At 46.7% G+C, this 25,150-nt stretch carries 20 protein-coding genes and 1 pseudogene; 19 read left to right on the forward strand and 2 right to left on the reverse strand.

Annotated features, from left to right (window positions below):
- Window positions 1-289: 289 nt before the first annotated feature.
- Entirely contained in the window at window positions 290-1,402 is a 1,113-nt protein-coding gene (locus tag ACIFQN_RS30430) for a TolC family protein (protein ID WP_429836797.1), read from the forward strand.
- A 20-nt stretch (window positions 1,403-1,422) separates the two neighbouring features.
- Here the strand turns inward: ACIFQN_RS30430 and ACIFQN_RS30435 are convergent.
- A pseudogene (locus tag ACIFQN_RS30435) lies at window positions 1,423-1,536 on the reverse strand (IS3-like element IS655 family transposase); the annotation flags it as partial.
- A 242-nt stretch (window positions 1,537-1,778) separates the two neighbouring features.
- Here ACIFQN_RS30435 and ACIFQN_RS30440 point away from each other — a divergent pair.
- Entirely contained in the window at window positions 1,779-3,254 is a 1,476-nt protein-coding gene (locus ACIFQN_RS30440) for a M81 family metallopeptidase (RefSeq protein ID WP_429836798.1), read from the forward strand.
- Between the two features lie 52 nt (window positions 3,255-3,306).
- A complete protein-coding gene (locus ACIFQN_RS30445; RefSeq protein WP_429836799.1) occupies window positions 3,307-3,495 on the forward strand; it encodes a P1 family peptidase in 189 nt (62 codons plus the stop codon).
- Between the two features lie 614 nt (window positions 3,496-4,109).
- Here ACIFQN_RS30445 and ACIFQN_RS30450 read toward each other — a convergent pair.
- The gene (locus tag ACIFQN_RS30450) at window positions 4,110-4,715 is read right to left on the reverse strand and encodes a TetR/AcrR family transcriptional regulator (RefSeq protein WP_429836800.1); all 606 of its coding nucleotides are present in this window, start codon (window positions 4,713-4,715) and stop codon (window positions 4,110-4,112) included.
- Between the two features lie 127 nt (window positions 4,716-4,842).
- On the opposite strand from ACIFQN_RS30450, the gene ACIFQN_RS30455 reads away from it, so the two are divergent.
- The 16 genes from ACIFQN_RS30455 to ACIFQN_RS30530 all read left to right on the forward strand — a co-directional run bounded on the left by ACIFQN_RS30455 (window position 4,843) and on the right by ACIFQN_RS30530 (window position 25,132).
- On the forward strand, window positions 4,843-5,478 hold the full coding sequence (locus tag ACIFQN_RS30455; protein WP_429836801.1) for a DUF2306 domain-containing protein: 636 nt from the start codon (window positions 4,843-4,845) through the stop codon (window positions 5,476-5,478).
- Between the two features lie 135 nt (window positions 5,479-5,613).
- Window positions 5,614-6,897, forward strand: coding sequence for a Dyp-type peroxidase (locus tag ACIFQN_RS30460; RefSeq protein ID WP_429836802.1), 1,284 nt, complete (start codon window positions 5,614-5,616; stop codon window positions 6,895-6,897).
- 869 nt (window positions 6,898-7,766) lie between these two features.
- On the forward strand, window positions 7,767-9,014 hold the full coding sequence (locus ACIFQN_RS30465; RefSeq protein WP_429836803.1) for a dipeptidase: 1,248 nt from the start codon (window positions 7,767-7,769) through the stop codon (window positions 9,012-9,014).
- Between the two features lie 233 nt (window positions 9,015-9,247).
- Window positions 9,248-11,299 (forward strand): sigma 54-interacting transcriptional regulator, encoded by a 2,052-nt coding sequence (locus ACIFQN_RS30470; RefSeq protein WP_429836804.1) that lies wholly within the window; start codon window positions 9,248-9,250, stop codon window positions 11,297-11,299.
- Between the two features lie 87 nt (window positions 11,300-11,386).
- Window positions 11,387-11,941: a nitroreductase family protein gene (locus tag ACIFQN_RS30475; RefSeq protein WP_429836805.1), complete on the forward strand. Its 555-nt coding sequence runs from the start codon at window positions 11,387-11,389 to the stop codon at window positions 11,939-11,941.
- A 15-nt stretch (window positions 11,942-11,956) separates the two neighbouring features.
- Window positions 11,957-12,535 carry a nitroreductase family protein gene (locus ACIFQN_RS30480; protein ID WP_429836806.1) on the forward strand — a complete coding sequence of 193 codons (579 nt, stop codon included), beginning with the start codon at window positions 11,957-11,959 and terminating at the stop codon, window positions 12,533-12,535.
- 120 nt (window positions 12,536-12,655) lie between these two features.
- Entirely contained in the window at window positions 12,656-13,891 is a 1,236-nt protein-coding gene (locus tag ACIFQN_RS30485) for a M20 family metallopeptidase (protein WP_429836807.1), read from the forward strand.
- A 46-nt stretch (window positions 13,892-13,937) separates the two neighbouring features.
- Entirely contained in the window at window positions 13,938-15,680 is a 1,743-nt protein-coding gene (locus ACIFQN_RS30490; RefSeq protein WP_429836808.1) for a M28 family peptidase, read from the forward strand.
- A gap of 265 nt (window positions 15,681-15,945) precedes the next feature.
- Window positions 15,946-16,941, forward strand: a complete 996-nt coding sequence (locus ACIFQN_RS30495; RefSeq protein ID WP_429836809.1) for an ABC transporter ATP-binding protein — start codon at window positions 15,946-15,948, stop codon at window positions 16,939-16,941.
- A complete protein-coding gene (locus ACIFQN_RS30500) occupies window positions 16,938-17,909 on the forward strand; it encodes an ABC transporter ATP-binding protein (RefSeq protein WP_429836810.1) in 972 nt (323 codons plus the stop codon). The genes ACIFQN_RS30495 and ACIFQN_RS30500 overlap by 4 nt, the downstream gene beginning before the upstream one ends.
- A 60-nt stretch (window positions 17,910-17,969) precedes the next feature.
- Window positions 17,970-19,682 carry an ABC transporter substrate-binding protein gene (locus tag ACIFQN_RS30505; RefSeq protein ID WP_429836811.1) on the forward strand — a complete coding sequence of 571 codons (1,713 nt, stop codon included), beginning with the start codon at window positions 17,970-17,972 and terminating at the stop codon, window positions 19,680-19,682.
- A gap of 71 nt (window positions 19,683-19,753) precedes the next feature.
- On the forward strand, window positions 19,754-20,713 hold the full coding sequence (locus ACIFQN_RS30510; RefSeq protein ID WP_429836812.1) for an ABC transporter permease: 960 nt from the start codon (window positions 19,754-19,756) through the stop codon (window positions 20,711-20,713).
- A gap of 13 nt (window positions 20,714-20,726) precedes the next feature.
- Entirely contained in the window at window positions 20,727-21,641 is a 915-nt protein-coding gene (locus ACIFQN_RS30515; protein ID WP_429836813.1) for an ABC transporter permease, read from the forward strand.
- 19 nt (window positions 21,642-21,660) lie between these two features.
- Window positions 21,661-22,821: a M24 family metallopeptidase gene (locus ACIFQN_RS30520; RefSeq protein ID WP_429836814.1), complete on the forward strand. Its 1,161-nt coding sequence runs from the start codon at window positions 21,661-21,663 to the stop codon at window positions 22,819-22,821.
- A 10-nt stretch (window positions 22,822-22,831) separates the two neighbouring features.
- Window positions 22,832-23,671 (forward strand): alpha/beta fold hydrolase, encoded by an 840-nt coding sequence (locus tag ACIFQN_RS30525; RefSeq protein WP_429836815.1) that lies wholly within the window; start codon window positions 22,832-22,834, stop codon window positions 23,669-23,671.
- A 30-nt stretch (window positions 23,672-23,701) separates the two neighbouring features.
- The gene (locus ACIFQN_RS30530) at window positions 23,702-25,132 is read left to right on the forward strand and encodes a M20/M25/M40 family metallo-hydrolase (protein WP_429836816.1); all 1,431 of its coding nucleotides are present in this window, start codon (window positions 23,702-23,704) and stop codon (window positions 25,130-25,132) included.
- Window positions 25,133-25,150 lie beyond the last annotated feature (18 nt).

Here is a 25,150-nt window from a genome sequence, read left to right on the forward strand (position 1 = left end):
TCCGATCGGAGAAGATTACTTCGTGATGAAAAAGGAGGGAGATGAGTAAGCAATCGCAGTTATCTGGTTCTGTGAGCCCTATATTCAGTAACAAAAGAAAGGTTTCATCTCCGATTTTTCTCCACTAACATGTCAGGATTTAATTCGCTTAGCCTACTTTCTTGACTATGGTAGTTCAAAAGGGATGTCCCAATTTGGGGATGAACCTTTCAAATTCAGTTGATTGAGTTTACAAGAATCTTAACAAACGCGATGTAATTATCCCATGATAAAGAGGTGAAGTTTAGTAATGAATAAAGTAAAGCTTAACTTAATTCTTTCAATCACTTTTTTAACCTTCTTTTTTTGCTCCTCATCCCCTAGTTCTGCTACAGAAATTACTTCCATTGATGCTGATAGTCCAGAAATACTAACAATCGAAAGAGCAATAGAGCTAGTAAAAGCTGCAGATCCAGAGTTGTCGATTGCTCGTCTAAACGCTGAAAATGACGACCTAAATATGCGACTAGAGAACATGACGTATCGATTGATCCATACTGATTCTATTGAATCGTTGGCACTTGCCGAACAAAAGTACATCCCAAAAGCACAGAAAGATCTGAATGCACGCATAAGCAAGCTTTATAAAGAAACGGTAGCGGATGCTTTAAGGGCGAAGGCAATCATCTCCTATTATGATTTATTAGAGGCATATAACGAAAAGGAATGGAAAAAGCAGCGTTACCAAAGAGTAGATGAGTTAGCGGTACTTGCAAAAGAAATGGCTAGAGGACACGAAAACACCGGCGCCACACAAGAAGATACGATGCTGGTGGAAACAAGATTAGCTAGTACACAGGTTGAATGGCTAGTGGCCGAACGGAAATGGGAGGAAGCTAAAATCAAGCAAAATGAAATATTAGGTGTAGATGCTAAGAAGGATTGGTTGTTTTCCCCGGAGCAGGATGCCGCGACGGAAAACCCTCCTATCACGTTTGAAGACGCGATTGCGTCACTAACAACAGATTCACCTGCTCGTGTTCAAAAAAAAGGAGATGTACAGTTCGCACAGTTACGTGTCGATTTGATAAGTAAATATTCAGTTCTATCTACTTATCCAGGGAAAATTGCTAGAAACAATTTGGAAAAAGCTAACATAGAATTACAAAAAATGAACAGAGCGGATGTCTACACTTTGTACAGTATTTACCAAAGTTATGAGGACGGATATAAACTCTTACAGACAAGTAAGAGGGCAGTCAAACTTGCTAGAGAAAACTATACGAAGATGATTAACCAATTTAAACAGGGGCTTTTAGGTACCGCAGAAGTATTGCAGGCTGAACAAGAATTAGCCAATCTAGAGAATCAATACGTAGAGGCAGAACATAGCTTTAATCAAGTAAAATTGAATTTTCAGTAAATTTTTAGTGTGCTCTCATAGCAGATGTAATGCCATTGGTTCTGGACTTTCACATACGTCAGATCGCTGACAACGAAGCGTTTGGTTTCTGCTTGCTCAAACTCACGATCCAGAACATTCGCCGTCGTTGCTTCATAGTAAAACGTACTTCTTGCGATTTGCAGGAGCGTCGCACATTGCTGATACTGAGTATTTCAAGCATTGTATCTCATTAACAACCGGCCAAGAAAATGTCTGGGCAGGAAGACGGCCCACGAATCATTCATGGAGGCCCTGTCGCACTTGGTTTGACAATTCGTTTATAAAAAAGAAGCGATTGCTTCCGCATTCATTAATAAGCGTTTTACTTTTAAACTTTGAAGGGGGAAGAACACAAATGAGAATTGCGATCGGCATACTAGCTCATGAGACTAACACATTTTCCAGCGTACCTACAACAATAGAGTCATTTAAACAACTAGAGTGGGAACATGGTCAAGCGATTCTGGATAAGAGTCGTAATGTGCGTGACTGCATAGGAGGGATGATTGATCGTGCTGAAGAACTGGGGATTGAGTTGGTACCCACTTTCTCTACATTCGCCGAACCATCAGGAATCATTACCAAAGAAACGTATGATGTATTAATAAAGGAGCTGCTTGACGGTATCAGACAAGCAGGGGAGATAGACGCCGTTTGTTTAGGTCTGCATGGAGCAGGAGTAGTTGAGGGAATTGATGATCTGGAAGGAGAAATTTTACAAGCAGTACGCACTGTTATAGGCTACTCCATTCCACTTACGGCAGCTCTTGATCTGCACGGAAATCTGACCCAAAAAATGATAATGGAAGCAGATGCTCTGTTTGGCGTTCATTTGTATCCACATGTAGACCTGTATGAACGGGCTATTGAAGCAATTGACGTTGCCTATCGGATGGTAAAAGACGAGTGCAAACCTGTGATGCATCTAACAAAACTGCCACTGATTATCCCTACCTCTACGACCAACCTTTCGCCTGCGAAGGACATAAATGAAGCCTGCTATAAGTGGGAAAAGGAGCCAGGAGTCCTAGATTGCGCGTTCTTTCACGGCTTTCCCTACACAGATACACCTGATGTTGGCGTCTCCATTATCAGTATAGTTGATGGGGACAAGGAGCTTGCAAAGCGAGTGACAGAGGATGTCGCTAAACTGGTTTGGGAAAAGCGGGATGAGTTTGCACCGTATATCCTTTCTCCCGCGGATGGCATCCAAGAAGCACTTGCTTCAGATGGCTTACCTATTGTCATAAATGAAACCTCGGATAATCCCGGAGGTGGCACACCTGGGGATGGGACGCATTTGCTGAGAGCAATGCTGGAAGCAAAATTAGAGAATTCCTGCTTTGGGTTTATCTATGATCCAGAGGTTGCGCAAATCGCTCATGAAGCGGGCGTAGGTTCAACAATCGAAGTAAAGCTGGGCGGCAAAACAGACACTTTGCACGGGGAACCTTTATCTGTAACAGCATATGTGAAAAGCTTGTCGGATGGTAAGTTTATCGCTTCTACTCCAATGGGAAAAGGAAGCAAAGTCGATTATGGCAAGTCAGCAAGATTACAGGTTGGCGGGATAGATATAGTAGTTTGTTCTGTGCGGGCACAGGTGCTGGATGAGCAGATCTTCCTGTTACATGGCATTAACGTCTTAGAGTATAAAATTGTCGCGCTAAAATCCAGCCAACACTTTAAAGCATCCTTTGAACCAATCGCAGCACGGATCATTTCTGTTGACTCGCCCGGACTTACATGCCTGCGGTTTACCCAATTCGATTACAGACGACTGCAACGACCAATTTATCCTCTCGATAAGGATACCCAATTTCTACTATAAAAAGGAGCAGTTAAGAAAATGTTAAAAATGGACCTAAAACAAGGAGGTATTGGTGACGACAAAAAGACGAGCGCGTGAACTGGGTATACCGTATCCTGGTGTGACCGGAACCTTTAACTCGATTACGGATGTTCCAGAGGTAGAGGTAGGCTATACCACGTTAATCGATGGGGAAGGGCTTGTTGAGATTGGAAAAGGGTCTGTTCGTACTGGCGTAACGGCTATTCTTACCTGTAATTAAAAAAGGTAGATTGGAGCCGATCTGGCTGGCTATTACAGTATGAACGGAAATGGCGAAATGACAGGAATGCACTGGGTCAAGGATGCGGGATATTTTATGGTAGGCATAGCCCTCAAGGTTAGAGCTACTGTAGTAGGTGAAATCGTGATCGTAGCATTTAGCTCCATGTGTGTGGCCTGCAAACAATAGAATGTTTACGTTCGAGTTTTCACTGGTGAAATCAAATTGCGGGAGAGTCTTTCCTATTCTCGGACGAATCAAGCAGGGGAGCTAATTAAATTTACCAATAAGGTGACGGGATTTGACAAAGGCAAGTTATTCACATTTTTTCAATAGACTTATAATTTCAGTGATTTATTGGAAGCGATCGCTCGTAGTTTGGAGAGCGGTCGCATTTTATTTTGTGCTTACCAGTACTAAACATAATTATCATCCATTTACTTTACGTCATAATCCCTGTAAGCCGACACTTTGTTGGTCCTATTAGGGTACTACAAGAGAATTAGATTCCTTATTTCCTTTCGTTTTAATATTATCAATTTTTAAACAAATGATGCGAAACGGTCTGAAGGTTTCTATCATCCTCCTAACGATAGATCCTTTTGACCATAGGCTCAAATTCGTGCACGCTCAGTTCGATACGAAAGCAGGTAGCGGTGTAGATGCTCTTTGCAATACGCAATATGGCTATTGTCACGCGCAAGCTTACTTGCCATAATAGCGCCCTCAAGCGTAGATAGGATCAGCGAAGACAACGAGACGACTTCAGAATCTGATCGGAGCTCCCCACTTTCAATCCCATGCTGAATAATTTCCTGAATAGTAGAAAGAAATTGATTCATAACCCGCAGGGCTTGCTCGCGCAGTTCTGGATGGGTATCATCGCTTTCAATCGCTGTATTCAATAACGGACAGCCACCAATAACTGGTGGATTATTGACAGCATCTTTATAAACGTCAAATATCACCATCATCTTCTCAATCGCAGTATCGGCACTCTCCACAGCCTTTGAAAGTCGTTCTGACAAGATAGCCGTCGAATAATCAAAAGCCTCAGCAGCGATCTGATCCTTGCTTGCAAAGTTGCGATAGATTCCGCCTTTTTTTAATCCAGTCGCCTTCATGATGTCGTTAATGCTAGAACCTGCATACCCTCTGACATTAAATAGCTCTGCAGACTTTTGAATAATGTGCATTCGTGTTTGCTCGCCTTTTCCCATGATAACCTCCATCGAGTAGTTGCTGTTATAAAATTGTAACATATGTTTGTTGAGAAAGGAGATTCTATCCTTTATTGTAAAAGAGACCGATCGGTCCTTTTTTTATAAAAAATGTAAGAGGTGGATCATGAAACTATTGAGGAAAAGCCTATATATCACTGTAAGCATCCTGTCGATCAGTTGGGCCTTTCACATGCTGGCCAACTATTTTATTGTTGATCCAGGGGCAACAAAGCTCCTTCAGCATAAAGAGCTCAGCGAAAACTTCGTACATACACTCTGGCTTGTATTACTGCGCCTTCATATTATTAGCGCTTGTATTGGTTTGATCACAGGTCCACTTGGTTTATCAGCAAAATTATTGAGGAAAAAACCGGCTCTGCATCGGTTAAATGGGAAAGTTTATGTTCTGAGCATATTGTTCAGCTCCGTTGTAACGATATATTTAGCGAAGGATGCAACTGGAGGGACATTTACCACTGTTGGCTTTCTCCTCCTGAACGGATTGTGGATCTTTTCTACTTTATATGCTTGGTGGACTATTCGATTAAAACAAATCGTTAAGCATCGGATCTGGATGATGCGAAGCTATGCTCTGACACTAGCTAATACATCGCTTCATTTCATTCAGCTTGCATTAATGAAGCTATTTGATGTGAATTATGTATCGTCTTATACAATTGCTGTGTGGGCAGCTTGGATCATCAATATCGTGATTGTAGAGCTGATTACAAAACCGAAGCGAGTGCTATGCGATGCATAAAAAACCGTTGATTATCAAAAATGAAGAGCAGTAAATTACCAAAATTCATTACCAAGGCAGAATATGCGTTTAAAAAATGTAACTTATGTCTTCAAAAAAAACAATGGATCTCTTTTCAGAGTGGAGGAGTTCAATATGAAGCATATACAAGCAAATGATTCAAATAACGATAATCGTGACGAATCAAGCTATAGTCGAAGAGAGATATTGAAAATGGCCGCTCTGGCTGGAACAGGAATTGTAGTTGGAATGAGTGGAATGGCTTCTTTATTCGCTATTAACAACGGACAAAAAATTATTCCTGATCCCGAAGACTTTCAATCAGAAATAGTGAACAAAGACGTAATCCCATTCTATGGAGTAAGGCAAGCAGGCATCGGAACTCCTCAGCAAATGTACATGTGTTTTGCCGCTTTTGACATCATTTCCAATAATGTTGAAAAGCTAAAACAATTACTCAAAATATGGACTGATATTAGTGCAGAAATGTCGGCAGGCAGAGCGCTAAGAGAAACGAATGGTCAGCGGGAAGTGAATAGCATCGGGGAAAAATATACTGATTCGTCAGCGAAACTCACCATCACGTTTGGATTTGGATCGACTCTATTCACCAAGAACGGGATCGACAGATTTGGATTGGGTACACAATGTCCTGACGAGCTTAGAGATATCCCATCTATGCCAGGAGAAACAATACATTCACAAATTTCGGGAGGCGATATTTGCATTCAGGCTTGTTCGAGTGATCCAACTGTGGCCTTTCATGTGATTCGCAATTTAGCTGCTGCATCCATTGAGATTGCAGTTATTCGTTGGATTCAAACTGGATTTATTGATGCTTCGAATGGTCAAACACCAAGAAACCTGTTTGGCTTTAAAGACGGCACAGCTAATATTGAGCTGGAAAGTGAGCAAGGCAAGGAGAAACATGTATGGGTTGAATCGTCAAAAGGTCCTGCATGGATGATCAATGGAACTTATTTGGCAGCGCGTAAAATTCGGATGGATATGGAAAAATGGGAGCAAACGTTCGTTAGAAAGCAGGAAGCAATATTCGGTCGAACAAAAAACAACGGGGCCCCGCTTGGTATGCATGATGAGCTTGATGCCGTTTCCATGCGCGAAATCCCGTCTGACTCCCATGTCTGGCTTGCGCGTAGCACTGGGACAAAAATTTTGCGAAGATCATACTCTTATTTTGAAGGCATTGATCCGGTAACTGGCAATTTGAACGCTGGTCTTTTCTTTATCAGCTTCCAGCAAAGTGTTCGCAAACAACTAGTTCCGATGTTATCCCTACTCGCGAAAGATGATGCGCTTAATCCCTTTATTTCAACGATTTCGAGTTCTGTTTTTGCCTGCCCGCCTGGTTCAAGTGAAGGAGGATATATTGGTGAACAACTTTTTGAGGTTAATTAAACCAGAATTACGAAACCCCATTTTCTATCCCTAAGTAGATAACACTATGGAAACCGTCATCATACTTTTCGATGGAATCATTCAATTGGATGGTTGACTCATATGAAGTATTTGCTGCTACACAAAAATGTAAATATGCAAAATTCATGAGACGACTAAATGGACCACGTCAGTTTGTAACGGCTCTCTAATTTGATGCAGCAGGGTTGCTGGCCCCTAATGGATCAGACAGCCTATCGATTAAATCGGGGCTACTAATGTACATGGAGTCTTGGTAAATTTGTGCGGCTTCCTTTTTCGCAAATTGAACCATCAACGAGAGTTCATCCGATTCTAGGGTTTGAGCACTAGGTTCAGTCATTTTAAAAAACCTTTGGTAAATGGCGTCACAGTCTTTGGATTTGGACGCGATGGTGGGGCAGGAGGCAACTTTTTCAGGTGAAGCCCCATTTTCAAGGTCACTTTTAAAAAGAGAAGTCCCATAATCATTGTTATATGGCGCAAAAGAACTTAGAATCTATTATCCCGATATTCATTATCGGGATTTTTTCTTTGTTTCTATTGCAATAAATCTGGCAACATGTCTCGACCACAAAGCTATGATTGATGGACATGATCGAAAAGAATTTCATAAGATGTTGAGGTTCCTTAGGGTACTCCATTTGGGTGTAGTTGGTTCCAATTCGACCTTTCTTGTTCATCTTGTTTATTAAAATCACTCCATAAAACAATACCATTCTTCCATTTACTCTCGATTTCATGTTGGCATCTAAAATGCAAGTTGATCTTCTTGAAAAGGTAATGAAAGAACTTCATGTATGTCCGCCGCAGTAAGGTCAATTGGTTAAGAAAAGAAAGGTGTGATTTCAATGCAAAAAAAGGATTACAAAGGGTATCGTGCTTATCAGTATTTAGAGCCAGGTGTTGATTTCAAAGAATTTAGACTATCCAAGGAAACGGGATTATTCCCACCGTACACCATCCCGTTGACGGAGTCCCAAGAAGAGCGAGCAAGACGGCTTTTTAAGGAAAACTTCGTGATCTCTCTTCATGACCACATGTTTGTGGCACCAGAGAATTTGAATGAATTCTTCGAGTTTCGTCGGTGGGGCAGGGACAGCATGGGATACGAAGGGCTGAGCATATCTGGCCTGGATTGCGTTTTTGATAATCTCATGAATGGCACCGCCATGATCACCTCTCGCTCCGGGTGGAAATGGGATGATATCCTGTTTGATTTGGGTATGAGATTGTGTGATATCGCCCACCAGGACATGGTCGTTCTCGGACTGACCACAGATGACATCCGGCAGGCAAAGAAAAACAGAAAAATCGCATTCGTTCCATCGCTGGAGGCATCTACGATGATCGAGAATGAGCTGGATCGATTGGATATTCTTTATGGATTCGGAGTTCGCTGCATGGGTATTGCTTACAGTGAAGGAAACTCGCTGGGATACGGATTGAAGGAGAAAAACGACGGTGGCCTGACGGAGTTTGGCAGACAGGCGGTGCGCCGTATGAACAAGCTGGGCATTGCCATTGATATTTCTCACTCTGGGGACAAAACCTCGTTGGATACCATTGAGACGAGTGAAAAACCGATATTCATTACCCATGCGGGGGCTCGTGCACTTTGGGACTCAAACCGCCTAAAGCCGGATCACATCATTCGAGCTTGCGCAGAGCGCGGCGGTGTTATCGGCATTGAGGCGGCTCCACATACAACAATGACGAAAAATCAGCCGAGGCACAATCTTGACTCTTTCATGGAGCATTTTGAATATTGTGCGAACCTGGTCGGAATAGATCACGTCGCATTTGGACCGGATGTGCTGTTCGGAGACCATGTCGGCATCCATCGCGTTTTTGCCAGTGCCTTATCGATATCAGCTGCTCATGGAAAGAAAGATTTTGAGGAAGTCAATTATGTCGAAGGGATAGAAAATCCCACTGAAGCATTCCCAAATATCGTGCGCTGGTTGATAACACGCGGATATTCCGATGAAGATATTGCCAAAGTGATAGGCGGCAATATCATGCGGGTCCTGGAAGAAGTATGGTATGATCCGAAATCCATGAGTGTAGGCAAGAAAGACGAAAAAGCTCCAGCCTGATCTCATTTTTCCCTGCTAGGCAAGGCATAAAATGAGCAGCGTACCATCAAGATAGTTCCCGCTTAGCACTTCATCGCTAATAGGAGAGCTATCTTTCTTTGTCAATAAGTGAATATTTAAATCGGTTTCCAGTAAATCCAGTGACATCAAATTGTTATTGACTCTATTGACCAGAGGAGTTCCCATACTATGATGATAGAGAATATCCGTATGATTATCTGGGGAGGGATACTGTGGATAAGCGAACGCTTCTGGTTGTAGCAAAAGATCATCGAACACATACTGTTTTTGCCAATCAAATCCATGATTTTTTCCAAAATCGCATTACGATTCTCCATGAGTCGAAAATCTCCAATACCGATGAGGTTGACTTCGTTCTAGTATCATCACCAAAAGTCATTGAGGGATGGAAGATACCAAGCGAGAAATTGATCATCGCAAGAAGAGCTATTAACATCGCCAAAATGGAAGAGTTGGTGACCCTTCCCCCGGATGCACGTTGTCTTGTCGTCAACAACATGCTGGAAACATCGCATGAAACAATTGAATTGCTGCGGAATCTGGGCTTTCAGTTTGATATGGTCCCGTACTATCCGGGCTGCAAGCAGCCGATCGACGGTATTTATACCGCGATTTACGCAGAAGGAGCCGAACTGCTACCACGCGGAATGCAAAAGGTCGTGAATATCGGAATACGCCCGCTCGATGTTTCCACGATCATTGAGCTTGCAGTCCGACTAAATGCCAATGTGGATCGGGCCAATCTGTATTCCGCCCGTTACCTCCGGGAAATCATTGAACACAGCAAACGATTTTATCGGACATTGAATCAAATGAAAGAATTGAACAAGCATTTGGATACGATCCTCAATACCGTCCATGAAGGCATTATCACGACAGACCCCAACAAAACAATCATTCAAATCAACCAAGCTGCGAAGAACATCCTCGGCATCTCTGATTCAAGCAAAGACTTGGTAGGCAAACCAGTTGATGAAGTGCTGCCTTGGCTGACTCTTCCTGAAGGAAAAGAGCAAGTGGAGGTCAATATGGTGCAAGCCGTCAATCATCTGAATCTGGTCGTGAATAATACCCCGATCACATTGGAGGATGAAAAAATAGGTGTTGTGACGGCCTTTCAAGATGTAACCAACATCCAAAAGGTAGAGCAGGAAGTGCGAAAGGAATTGCAGGGAAAGGGTCTGTCTTTCAAATACACGATCAAGGACATCATCGGAAAAAGTGAGCGACTTACTTCAACACTGGAGGTACTCCAAAAAATTTCTGCTACAGAGAAAACGGTCTTGATCCTCGGTGAGAATGGCACGGGCAAGGAACTATTTGCACATTCCATCCACAGCTTGTCCAAACGCAGACACGGACCCTTTTTACCTGTGAATTTCGCTGGTTTGCCCGAATCGCTGGCCGAAAGTGAGCTGTTTGGCTACGAAGGCGGATCTTTTACCGGCGCGAAAAAAAACGGAAAGCCTGGCCTGTTTGAGCTTGCTCATAATGGAACTCTTTTTCTGGATGAAATCGGAGACGCTTCACCTTCCCTGCAAGCACTCTTGCTCCGTGTCCTGCAAGAGAAGCAAGTCATGCGAATTGGGGGGCAGCAAATTATCCCCATTGATGTCCGCATCATCGCGGCGACCAACCGCAGCTTGAAAGACCTCGTAGAAGAAGGAAAGTTTCGCCAGGACTTGTACTATCGGTTGTTTGTTCTTCCGTTGCGAGTTCCATCCTTGCGGGAGCGGAGGGAAGATATTCCGCTTCTCATCGAGCATTTTGTAAAAGAGAATACCGTCATAAAAGTGGATATTGACCCTGCTGTCATGCATCGTCTGCTCACTTACGACTGGCCGGGAAATGTGCGTGAGCTAAACAGCGTCGTGCAGTACATGACGAGTGTAATGAACGGTAACACGATAACGGAGCTGGATTTGCCAGAACAGTTTCGGGAGACGAAGCAACGGCTGCACGAAACCAAAAAGGGGGATATGGAGGAGCTGGAAGCAAAAGGAGAGCTGTTTAGCTTCTTTGTCATCCTGGAATGTCTGGAGCAAGCGAAAAGTAGATTGGAGTGTGTAGGGAGAGGCAAAATCGTAGAATTCGCCTCACGAAAAGGCGTTCCGATTACCGACCAGCAAGTTCGGCATCGGATGGATAGCTTAAAAGATTTGGGATACATCTTTTCCGGTCGAAGAGGCCAAGGCAGCCGAATCACAGACAAAGGCCTGCACATGCTGTCCTTGATGAAGCAAACACTGGAATTACGTGCGTGATTTTAATTCGGAATATTCGCAATATTAAACCCGCTCTATCTTCCCCCAATCTGGTTGAATCCATTTCTATTGAAGGGAGCAAGTTCCGTGATTCATACTGAGCGAGCTGAATGGCTCCATATCATGAATACAATCATCAATGTCCGCAGCTATCTGGAGACACCTGTCCCAGAGCAAGCCCTAGAAGATGTGCTCTATGCGTTTACATTAGGGCCGTCATTGGCGAATACACAGCCTTGGGAGCTGCTATTAGTGTCAGAGCCAGAAGAAAGGGAAAAACTGATTGCCGCCACACTGGATCCGTTCCTGTCACCTGAGAGTCTTGGTGGGCAAGCGTGGATGAAAAGTGCGCCAGTCATCGTCGTCGTGGTGATCGAAAAACGAAGGGCATTGGTTCGCCTCGGAGAGCGGGGTGAAATATTTGCGATCCAGGATACTTTTTGTGCCATACAAAATGCACGTCTGACTGCTGCAGTAAACGGACTCAGTACCTCCGTCATTCGGGAATTTGACCGGCACATTCTGCAAGAAAATCTAAGCCTCCCTTGGTACATAGAGCCGATCGCCATACTCACCATCGGCTACAGCGAGGAAGAAAAGGAAATTCCGCCGCGATTGACAGTGGCAGAGATCATTACGTAAAAGGAGGTGGACAAGATGCATTCAGAATCAAACTATGCCATTCCTGCGATATTTGAACGGGTTAGCAAGCGCAAGTTCACTGAACAACCTATTGCACCCGAAATACTTGAACAGCTTTTACTCGCAGCCACCCGAGCCCCGTCAAGTGGCAATATGCAGCCCTGGGAGTTTATTGTGATTGACCAGCCCGAGAAGAAACAAGAAATTGTGCGCTCGACCTACAGCGGCTACTTTTCAAAAGGAAAGAATTATCAATACTGGATCGCCGATGCCGCCATCGTGATCGTCGCTTGCACCAACGTGAAACGGACGGTGGCCAGGTACGGCCCTGCCGGAAAAGAATGGGCGTTAATTGACACAGCTGCTGCTGTCCAAAATATTCTGCTCACAGCTACAGCACTGGGCTTGTCTGGTTGCTGGGTAGGGGGAATTAACGAACAGGCGATCAAAGCTAGCCTGCATATCCCCGATTACGTTCGGATCATCGGATTGGTTCCGATCGGTTATTCAGAGGAAGATGCCTCTCCGAAAAGCCGGCTGCCGCTCAAGTGGGTTACTCATCATAATGCTTTTAACATTCCTTTTTATGATTAGGTTACCGCTCACACCCTAAGACAACACAATCCCCCTCCAAGAGACGGAAATCAGGCATATTTCTACGTTTTTTGATTGGCATAGACATTGCTATTATTCATCCTCGAGGAGGGGTAACTCATGAATGAAACGAAAACGCAGGAACTATTCCAGGTGGTCGAAGGGATGAGACCACAGATCATTGATTTCCTTCAGCGCCTCATACAAATTCCAAGTGAAAATCCGCCAGGGAACTACATTGAAATATGTAACTTCTTACAAAAAGGGCTGACTCAGCTTGGCTTTGAGGTGCAGGTTATCTCGGTGCCAGATGTACTGACACATGCTGCAGGGCTTACGACCCCGCGAAAGAATGTCATTGCGACCTTGCGTGGATCGGGCGGGGGAAGGAAACTGATTTTCAATTCGCATCTTGATACGGTGCCAGCAGGAGATCCTAAGCAGTGGGCGTATCCGCCCTTTTCAGGAGCGATTGCGGATGGACGAATCTACGGGAGAGGAGCCACAGATTCCAAGGGTCGCTTAACCGCATACATCATGGCGGCAGTGGCGGTAGCTCAATCCACTATTTCGCGAAAGGGAGACGTCATCATCGCCGCCACATGTGACGAGGAAACGGGAGGTATCCTTGGCGCAGGCTATATCAACCAGAATGGACATGTACATGGCGATATGGTAATCGTAGAAGGCTACAGCAATCACATCGTTCGGGCGATGGCAGGTGTCTTGCAGCTACGTATCGTCACGGAGGGAATCCCGGCCCATGCAGGGTATAAATGGAAGGGGTTAAATGCTGTAGAGAAGATGGCGAAAGTGGTTCAAGGGCTGGAACAATTACAGGAAGAGCTGGAGCAAGAGCCTTCTTCTATTCCAGGGATGAAGTACACGACGGTCAATATCGGAACCATCCAGGGAGGTACAAAAGTCAATGTCGTTCCCGCAACATGTGAGATTGAAGTAGATTTTCGCGTCATTCCCGAGCACAGCCTCGACCAAATTTATAACCGGGTAGAGTCGATTCTACAATCCTTGGAACAAAACGATCCCGCATTCAAAGCCAAAATTACACGCATTACTGATTTTCAGACGGCGCCTACGATCACAGATGAAAACTCACCTCTCATTTCTGAATTGCAGCAAGCTGTACAAGAGGTTACTGGACGTAAATTGCCAGTCGTGGGGATATTGGCTCAATCAGATACACGGTGGTTCATTCGGCATGGAATACCAGGCATCAATTTCGGACCTGGCACCAGTGAGAATAACATCCATGGCTTTAATGAGTTCATGGAGATCGAAGACTTGATTCAGACGACGAAAATCTTGGCTGTCCTCACGAAAAATATCGTCGGCTAATTGCTCATACACCTATCAAAAAATGAAAAGGAAAGAGGACCGTGACATGAATCAATGGCAGACGCTCATTTCAGAAGAACACCTTTTGCAGCAGGTGTCTAAAAATAAGCTGATGGCGCATACACAGACCATTTCCAATGAGGTGCGTCTGTCCGGCTCGGAAGAAGAGCTGCACGCTTTTCATTATGTAAAGGAAACATTAGCGGGGTTCGGTGTGGAGTCCGAGCTGCATTTTCACAACGCCTATATCAGCTTGCCTGTGAAATCACAGCTCATCGTGGCAGATCAATTGATTCCATCTATTACTCACTCCATGGGGCAATCCGTCAATCATTTGCAGGCGGAGCTGGTATATGCTGCTTCCGGTACAGAGCAGGATTATCAAGGCTTGCAGGTAGTTGGCAAAATCGTGCTACTAGACGGGCTGGCTACACCGATCGCAGTGAAAACGGCAGAGGAGCAAGGCGCGATTGGGGCGGTCTTTATCAATGCGACCCACACCCACGAAATGATCGTCTCAACGGTATGGGGAACTCCAACACTCGATAACAAAGGGCTGCTCCCAAGCATTCCTGTGGTTTCTGTCACCATTGGGGCGGGAGCAGCTATCAAGAACGGACTGGCAACTGGACAAAATGAATGCACGATCTCAACAGTCGTTGAAACCGGAATTCGCACCATTCCAACCCTCATCGCGGAAATCAAAGGGCAAAGCGAGCCGGATAAATTCGTGCTGTTTAGCGGTCATATCGACTCCTGGCATTATGGAGCGATGGACAACGGCACAGCCAATGCTGCCATGCTGGAGGTCACGCGCATCCTTGCCGGACAGCGCAGCCTTTTGAAACGGACGCTGCGCCTCGCTTTTTGGTCAGGCCATTCGCACGGTCGCTATGCGGGCTCTGCATGGTATTGTGACACGCATTGGGAAGATCTGCGGGAGAATTGCCTTCTACATCTGAATATCGATTCGGTAGGTGCGATAAAATCGACTGTTCTGACCGAAGCCAACACGATGAGAGAAACGCGAAAGCTCGCAAACGAAGTCATAAGCACGGTCATCGGTCAGGAATTCACGGGATCACGCTTTGGACGCTCGGGAGACCAGTCGTTCTGGGGAACGGGTACTCCTTCACTCTTCATGGGCCTGTCCGAACAAGAACCAGCCGAGGATCCCGCAGCGAAAGCTTTCAGCCAGCTTTTCGGGTCTGGGAAATCAGGCGGGTTTGGCTGGTGGTGGCATACGACGGAAGACACCATTGATAAAATCGATCCAGAGCTCTTGGTCCGGGATTGCAAAATCTACCTGTCAATCGTTTGGCGTTCGTTGACCAGTCCGGTCTATCCGATTGATCAGTTGGAGGCGATCAATGATATTGAAGCAAGTGTCGTCGATTGGCAGGAGAAAGTGGGAAATCGCTTCGATTTGTCGTCCACGCTCACACGAATTGAGAGCCTCAAGGCCGGTTTGGTGGAGCTGCACGATGTAATGAAGACTTTAACAGATGAAGAAAAGCTGACAACGATTAATCACTGCCTGCTGGAGCTTTCCAGCTATCTGGTGCCGCTCAACTATGTGAAGGGAAGCAACTTCGAGCATGATTTGGCTTTGAAGCAGCCAGCCGTGCCGAAATTTTCTGACATCGAACTGCTGGTTCAGACGACACCCGAGCAGCAGGAGTATTACTTCCTGATTACTGCGCTGCAAAGGAAACGAAATGAAGTCAATTATACGCTAAAGCAGGCAAACCTTCTGGTGCAGCACACTCTACGATTACTGAAAGGATGAAAAGTAGAATAACAAAGCTGTTCCCATTTGCGTAAAGCTCTAAGGGGACAGCTTTTTTCTATGTTTCACAGATTTCGACTCACGTTTACTTAGGGTCACTTGGGGTCATCCAAGCAGCTGTGCTCCAACCTAATGAGCAGAGAGCGAACCACCAAATCCCGAAAAGGAAGGAATTTGTATGAATTTCCATGATCATCCGAACTGGCATAGTCCTTGCTACTAAACCTTGTAACGAAGGAAGATGTCGATTCGCAGGGGGGAAGTCATGTCACGAGACAAACCAAAAGTGTTGGAAGTCAGAAAAGTGAAAACGCGGATCAAATTGGAAAGCAGTGAGTATGCCATTATCGAGGATATCAATTTCCACGTCGATAGCAAAGAGACAGTAGGGATTGTCGGGGAATCGGGATGTGGGAAAAGCATGACGGCCTTGTCGATCATGGGTCTTTTGCCAGAAAACGCGAGTGTGAGCGAGGGAGAGATTCGCTTGCAAGGCACCAATCTGCTAACCATCAGTAAAGACGCCTACCGGAAAAAGCGCGGAAAAGAGATGTCGATGATTTTCCAGGAGCCGATGTCCTCACTAAATCCGGTATATACGATTGGCTTTCAATTGATCGAGCTTATTAGAGAGCACACGACAATGAGCAAGGCAAAGGCAAAAATGAAAGCGATCGAAATGCTTCAAACAGTGGGTATCCCCAGGCCGCAGGAAGTCATAGACGAATATCCGCATCAGTTGTCAGGTGGAATGAGGCAGCGGGTGATGATTGCCATAGGACTGGCCTGCAACCCAGATATCTTGATTGCGGATGAACCGACGACCGCATTGGATGTCACGATCCAGGCGCAAATTCTGGAGTTGATGAAAAAACTGCAGAATCAGTTTGATATGGCGATATTGCTCATCACGCATGACTTGGGTGTCGTCGCGGAGGTTTGTGATCGGGTGATCGTGATGTACGCTGGACAGATTGTGGAGGAAGCACCGGTTCTCACCCTGTTTGAAACCCCCCGCCATCCGTATACGAAGGGCTTGATCGCTTCGACCCCCAAAATCGGGGACGAAAAGGATCGCTTACATACCATCGAGGGAACCGTTCCCCAGTTATCCGAAATGCCAAAAGGATGCCGATTCGCCTCGCGCTGTTCCGAGGTAACAGAGCTATGCATAAAAGAATCGCCGCCACTGGTAGAGCTTTCTGAGCATGTGCGATGCCGCTGCTGGTTATATCCGAACAAAAGTGGGGTGTCTGTATGAATGAGATCCTGCTTGAAGCAAAAGGTTTAAAAAAGTACTTTCCGATAAAAAAAGGACTGCTGCGACGTACGACTTCCTATGTGAAGGCAGTGGATGATTTATCCTTTCACGTTTTGAAAGGAGAGACGCTCGGAATCGTTGGTGAATCAGGCTGTGGAAAATCAACGACCGGAAGGCTCCTAATCCGACTCTTGGAAGCATCCAAAGGCGAAGTCATCTATAAGGGAAGAAACATCCTGCACACGCAAAAAGAAGAGATGCGAGAGCTGCGCAAGGAGTTGCAAATAGTATTTCAAGACCCATACTCTTCGCTGAATCCCCGATTGACAGTGGGGCAAATCCTAGAGGAACCGCTCGCAAACTATCAAATGTACCCCAGAAAAGAGTGGCGGGATAAGATTCTGGAGCTTCTTCAAGTGGTAGGGCTAGGAGAGCAAGCCATCCATCGATTCCCGCACGAGTTTAGTGGCGGACAGCGACAGCGGATCGGCATCGCACGTGCCTTGATGCTTGGTCCCGAGTTGATCATCGCTGACGAGCCAGTGTCTGCTTTGGATGTTTCAATCCAATCACAGGTCTTAAATCTCTTGAAGGATTTGCAGCAGCAATTTTCCCTTACCTTTATTTTCATCTCCCATGATTTAAGTGTAGTTAATCATTTCTGCGATCGCATCCTGGTCATGTATTTGGGGCGGGTCGTCGAAATCAGCTCCAAAAAGAATCTGTTTGAAAGGCCTCTTCATCCATACTCACAGGCGCTCTTATCTGCTGTCCCAAGCCCTGATCCGAAGCACAAGAAAGACAGGATCATCCTGACTGGTGACGTTCCCAGTCCATCTAATCCTCCGACAGGCTGTGCGTTCCATCCACGCTGTCCGTCTTGTATGGACGTGTGCAGACAGGTACGTCCAGCCTTGAGACAGACGGCAACAGGCGAATCGGTTGCCTGTCATCTGTACAACGAATAGCATCACACAGCACATGTGCTGGTAGCTCCAAACCAAACACAAAAACAGGGGGAAATGAATGTGAAGCCAGTGAACCGAAAGAATGTCATGCTCTCACTCCTGCTTTCTGCCAGTATGCTAGCAGCTTGCTCATCACAGCCGGTGAGCAACGGAAGTCAAAATGCAGCCAGTCCATCTGGCACCAGTACTCCGGCAGCGTCGACCTCTCAGCCTGCACCGACAAACGGGCAGCCAGCTATCGGGGGAACATTGGTTGTAGGAACGCTATCTGGACCCGACACCTTGAATCCGCTCGTCTCCAATACCACACCGGGCAGCTGGGTGGTCAACAATCTGTATCCCCATTTGATGCAGATGAGTCCGAGCGGGAAAAAAGAGCCTTATTTGGCTGAATCGGTCACGACATCTGATGACGGTCTTTCGATCACCATCAAGCTTCGTGATGGAGTGACCTGGCAGGATGGGCAGCCGATTACCTCGGAGGACGTCGCCTTTACAGGACAACTGCTGCATGACAAAAAGCTCCAATGGACAGCAGAGATTTTTGATCAGGTAGCCAAGGTCGAAACCCCAGACAAACTGACGGTTGTATACACCTTAAAGGGTCCTTACCCCGCATTCTCTGGAGCGATTGGTTACTGGGTACGAATCGTTCCGAAGCACATTTGGGAAAAGATCGACGACCCTAAAGCCTTTGAAAACCAAGATCCGGTCGGGGCTGGTCCGTTTAAGCTCGTCAAGTATGAAAAGGGCCAGTACATCGAGCTTGCTGCGATCGACAAATGGTTTGCCGCACCAGGCGGGCGCGCTTATCTGGATAAAGTGATCTTCAAGATCTACCCGGATGCCAATACGATGACGCTGGCGCTGCAAAAAGGGGAAGTAGATGTGACTTCGTCCGATTTGCCGACCTCAGCCGCCAAGCTGCTGGCAACCAATCCATCTATCAAGGTGGAGCAAACAGCGAGTCTTGGCTTTGCCTACTTCAGCTTTAATACGGATGCATCCAAAGGTGTCTCTCCGACGCAAGATGTAAACTTCCGTCAAGCAATGGCGACTGCTACTGACCGCAACACCATCTTAAACGTAGCACTGGAAGGGGCAGGCATGCAGATTGACACGCCGATTTCCCCATTATTTGCAGATTGGATCAATCCTGACGCAAAAGCACCCGCGTACGATTCTGCAAAAGCAAAAGAAATCCTCACGAGTGCGGGATACAGCGACACCGATGGGGATGGCATCCTGAACGCGCCAAGCAGTTTTGGCGGCAAAAACGTAGAGCCAGAAGTCATCTACGACGGTGCCAACGTGTTTCACCAAAAGGTTGCGAAAATTCTGGAAAAAAACGCTGCCGATATTGGCGTGAAGGTGGTCTTAAAACCGGTCGAGTACAACACGCTGGTAGCGAAAGTGTTTAACGAACGAGAATTCCAAATGCACATCGGAAAATGGGGAGTTCTGGACGAGCCGAGCGAGACTTTCGCCAATCTGTATCATTCGAAAGCCAAAAACAACATGGCTACGTACACCAATGCTGAGATGGATCGGTTAGCAGATGGAGCGAAATACGCGAAAACAGAGCAAATCGCGATGGATGATGTAAAGGCAGCCCAAGCACTATTTGTCAAGGAGTTCCCAGTGGTGCCGATCTATGTGCAAAAATTCAATCTGGCTTACAACGCAGATAAATTCGGAGGCTTCATCTTATTTCCAGGAGACCTGCAAGGCCTGGTAGATCCTAACTCTCTTGTTGGCGTTTACAAAAAGTAATCCGGACATCTTCCCGAGCGGTTGCAGCCTGACTCCTCGGGAAGAGTGATCTACGTAAGGGAGTGCCGCTCATGACGCATTTTCTGATTGCTCGGCTGCTGCGCGGTATGATTACCGTGCTAGTGGCTGTGACTGCCACCTTTTTAATCCTGCGTGTAATGCCCGGCGACCCGACAACCATGATGCTGGACAATCGTGTCCCTGAGGAAATCAGGCAGCAGTTGTTAAAGGACTTTGGGTTGGACAAAGATCTGTTTACGCAATACCTCATCTTTCTCAAGCAGCTGTTCCTTCAGTTCGATATGGGAACTTCCTTCGTGCAGAGGGTGCCCGTCATGGATGTGATTTTATCGAGGCTACCCTGGACCTTGATCTTAATGTCCGTCTCCATGCTTATCACGGCATTGATCGGTATTCCTTTGGGCGTCATCGCAGCCTATCGCAAAGGATCGTTTCTAGACCAGGTAATCAACGCCTTGTCGATTTTGGGGATCGCCTTGTTTATTCCATGGTTGGGGATCATCCTGCTCTATTTCCTCGGATTGAAAATTCCTTGGTTCCCCATAGGCGGTGCTGTAACGGTTGGGCTAGAGGGCTGGGATTACATCTGGGATGCCACCCACCATCTGGTTTTGCCAGTCGTGTCGTTGACGATTGTACATCTTGCCAGCTATGTGCTTTATATGCGGGCGAGCACCATTGATGTATTGAATGAGGAGTACATCCGCACAGCTCGGGCAAAAGGTTTGAAGGAAAGAGTTGTGCTGTGGCGTCATGCCGTACGCAATTCTTTGCTCTCCACCGTCACCATGATGGGCTTGCAGCTGGGTGCCATCGTCAGTGGCGCCATCCTGACGGAAACCGTGTTTGCCTACCCGGGCCTTGGCAGACTGATCTATGAAGCAGTCAAGGAGCATGATTACCCGATCCTGCAGGGTACCTTTTTGATATTGGCGGTAACCGTTGTCGTAGTGAACATCTTGACCGATATCGTCTATTCGTATCTGGATCCCAAAATTACGAACAACTAGGGGGTGAAAGTGAGTGGAAAATACTACGTTGATCGAAGAAAAAGTCCCTAGTTCATTGCCCCTTTCGATACAACAGTCAAGAACTTCCCCTTTGCGGGAGTTTATCAAGCACTTTCGCCGGAACCGGTTAGGGGTCATCGGTCTTTATGGCATTCTCTTACTGCTGCTTCTGGCTATTCTCGCCCCAGTGTTTAGCGATCGTCCCACGGGGTATGGTGACGTCTCGAACATGCTGCAACCGCCGAGTACCCAGTATTGGTTTGGCACCGATTCTGTTGGCTTGAGCATTTTCGATCAGATCATCTGGGGGACACGCGTTTCCTTGTATGTTGGCCTGACCTCTGCTGTGATTTCTATCTTGATCGGAGTGCCGATTGGTCTTGTATCCGGTTATTACGGTGGGAGAGTATCCCATATTGGCATGGCGATTACGGATATTTTTCTGACACTGCCTGTCCTTCCTCTGATGATTATCATGGCAGCTGTACTTGGTACGGGTATCAGCAATATCGCGATTATTATCGGCTTATTTAGCTGGCCACAGATTGCACGGGTGACACGGGCAGAAGCGCTTGCGATTCGGGAAAAGCAATACATCGAAGCCGCCAGAGCAATTGGGACGAAAGAGTCCAAAATCATCTTCCGCCATGTTCTCTTAAATGCGTTTCCCCCGATCCTCGTTAACATGACCATCATCATGGGGACATCTGTGCTTTCCGAGGCAGGACTGAGCTTTCTCGGTTTAGGCGACCCGATGAGCTGGAGCTGGGGGACCATTTTGCAAAATGCACATTCTACCGGAGTCATTATCCATGCGTGGTGGCTGGCGCTGTTTCCGAGCATCGCCATCGTCGTGCTTGTGCTGTCTTTCAACTTCCTCGGAATTGGCATCAACGAAGCACTGAATCCGCGCTTGAGAAAAAGATAAATTTCAGGAGGGACGAAAAATGCTGACCAAGATTCCGAAAGAAGCCTACACAGAGAGAATTGCCCGTATTCAGAAGCATTTGCAAAAGAAAGCCATTGGTGGTTTGTTAGTCACCAACACATACAACATTTTTTACACGACTGGGCTGTTCCACTTTCCAAATGAACGGCCGGTTGCTTTGTTTGTACCGGCGTCAGGCGAGTCTATATTGTTCGTTCCCGTGATGGAGCTGGCAGAGGCGAAGCATGCGACGATCTTCCAAGACATACGCGACTATTTTGAATACCCCGGAATCGTGCATCCGATCGATTGGATGATAGGCAGCATCAAGCAAACGTATCCAAATCTATCGCAGGTGAGCATCGACGGGGGAAGCCGGGAGCTGTTTCTCCGCGTAAGAGAATTGTTTGCGCCCGCATCCTTGTCTATCGATCCCCTCATCCATGAGATGCGGCTGACCAAGGATTCCTTCGAGGTCGAATTGCTGCGTTCGGCAGGGTACTACTCCGACTATATCGTCAAGCGCGGTACGGAAGTAGCTGCTCCTGGCATGTCAGAGCTTGAGATGCTGCAAACGATCTCAGGAGATACCTTGAACAAAATGATTGAAGATTTGGGCGAAGTCGTGTACGTCCCAGGTGGACCTGCGGGTGGACTTGTTCCTAGTGGCCTTCGCACGGCGATGCCGCATGCTTTGCCGAGTGCGAAGCAGATGGAGGAGGGAGAGACGTTGATTCTCAGCTGCGGTGCAAATGTAGGCGGTTACCGGGCCGAATGTGAACGCACGTGCTTTATCGGTGATATAAGCGATGAACAGGCAAAGGTATTGGAGGTCATGGCGACGGCGCAACAGATGGCGATCGAGGCTATGCGTCCGGGCAATAAATGCTCGGATATTGACGCAATCGCGCTTGATTACATCCGAAAAGCTGGCTACGGTCAGTACCTGCTTCATCGCACGGGTCATGGAAAAGGCTTGGAGGAGCACGAAGCGCCGTGGATCGAGGTGGGAGACCACACCATACTGAGACCAGGTATGGTGCTATCCAGCGAGCCGGGCATTTACATCGAAGGATTCTCCGGCTTCCGCCATTCCGATACGATCATCGTCACGGACGACGATCCGCTTGTCGTCACGCAATTTCCGAAAACATTGGATCAATTGATTATCAAAGTATAGGAGGGAGACTATGTACACGACAATAAATGATTGCCAAATTTACTACGAGGTTCATGGAAAAGAGGATGCGGATGCGATCTTTTTCATCCATGGAGCGCCTGGCTTGGGAGATTGTCGAGCAGACCGCAAAGCGTTTGCTCCTTTGGAAGAGACGCATAAGCTCGTATTTTTGGATATGCGAGGCTCAGGTAGATCGGAAGAAAAGCCTCCCTATACGCATGAACAATGGGCTGCAGATATCGATGAATTGCGCAAGCAGCTGAATTTGGAAAAAATCGTGATTCATGGCGGCTCATATGGCGGTTATATGGCTTTGGAATACGTCACCCGCTATCCCCAGTACGTGTCACATGTCCTGCTGCGAGATACAAAGCCAGGTTCAGATCGTCAAGATGGTGCGACGAAGCGGGCACTGGAAGCCAATCTTCCCGGACTTACCGAGGATGAGCTGGTCCGGATGTTCGCTGGCGAGATGCGTTCAAACGAAGAGCTGAAATCTGTCTTTTTCGCTCTCCAGCCTTTATATACGGTAGAGTACGATCCCGTGTCAGCGAAAGAAAAAATTGATGGTATCTACTATCACTATGAGACGCACAACTTTGCCTTCCGTGTGAATCAGCCGACCTTTGACCTTCGTGACAAGCTGCCCTCCATTGACGTGCCTGTTCTGGTGTCCGTTGGCCGACACGATTGGATTACGCCAGTAGATGCTTCAGAGGAGATCGCCAGCCTGATCCCGCGATCCGAGTTGGTTATCTATGAAAATAGCGGACACTCGCCACATATTGAAGAAAATGAGAAGTACTTGAGCCGCGTTAAACAGTTTCTCTCAAATGAATTGGGCGTGTAATAACTTGGTCTTTTTGAGGAGGGTGCCAGGATGAATTTGAAAGAGGTTCTTAACCATTTGGAGAAAAACTTCGATGAAGATTTGGAGCGCGTTCGCGAATTTCTGCGGATGCCAAGCATCAGCTACACAGGCGAAGGAATAGAAAAAACTGCGGGTAAATTGAAAGAGATTATCGAAGAGCTGGGAGGAATTGCGGAAGTGGTTCCGACCAAAGGCCATCCGATTGTCTATGGGGAATTTGACGAAGGGCAGGAGCATACCCTCCTGGTTTATGGGATGTACGACGTCATGCCAACGGACGAAGAAGGCTGGACAGTAGATCCATGGGGAGCAGAAATCAAGGATCTGCCTAAATTTGGGCCATGCATCATCAACCGCGGTGCGGTCAATACAAAAGGACCTCTGGGCGCTTTCTTTAATACAATTCGCGCCATAAAGGAAGTAGATGGCAAGCTTCCCGTCAACCTGATCTTTGCTGTCGAGGGTGAAGAGGAAATGGGGAGCCGCAATTTCCCAGCCTTCCTCGAGCAGTACAAAGAGAAACTAGCCAAAGCAGAAGCTGTGCTTTTCCCTTTCTTCGAGCAGGATGAGGTAGGTACACCTGGACTGGTGCTTGGTACGAAAGGCTTGCTCTATTTTGAACTCGTATGTCAGGGCGGCGATTGGGGTGGTCCAACTTCGCGTGGAATTCATGGCTCCTTTAATGCATGGGTAAAAAATCCCGCCTGGCGTCTCGTTCAAGCACTCTCGACAATGGTGGATGTAGATGAAAACATATTAATAGAAGGTCTCTTGGATGATGTGTCCGATATTCCTGAGAAAGAGAGAGACATTTTAAAGCAGCAGATTGAAGAGGGCATTTATGACGAAAAGGTGTTTCTCGAAAATTACGATGTGAAACGATTGAAGTACGATGGTACAGGAATGGACGTATGGGAGAAGCTGTATAGCAGACCTCAGCTGAACATCGACGGAATTTACTCCGGCTATACAGGGCCGGGAACGAAAACACTATTGCCTCATATCGCGACCGCCAAAGTCGATGTCCGCATGGTGCCACATATGGAGCCGGACGAAGTGGTTCGCCTCATTCGCGTGCATTTGGATAAACACGGCTTTGCCGACATTGAAATGAACGTCGCCAATAAATACTATTGGTCGAAGGTATCTGTGGATGAGCATGTTGTTCAGGCGATGATCGACACATACCGGACGATGGGCAAGGAACCGCAAATCCAACCACTGAATCCTGGCAGCGCTCCCTATTATGTGTTTGAGCGCTATCTGCAAATCCCATACGTTACAGGAGGCATGGGACACGGGGCCAGACAGCACTCCAGCGACGAATACTGCACGGTACAAGGGGTGCTCGACTTTGAGAAATCGATGGCGATCTTTTTTGATCATTATTGCCAGCGAGTCTTTGGCAAACAGGATCAACCAGAAACGATCTCCAAGTAAACACAAGTGCATTTTACA

The sequence above is a fragment of the Brevibacillus sp. NRS-1366 genome (assembly GCF_050467985.1).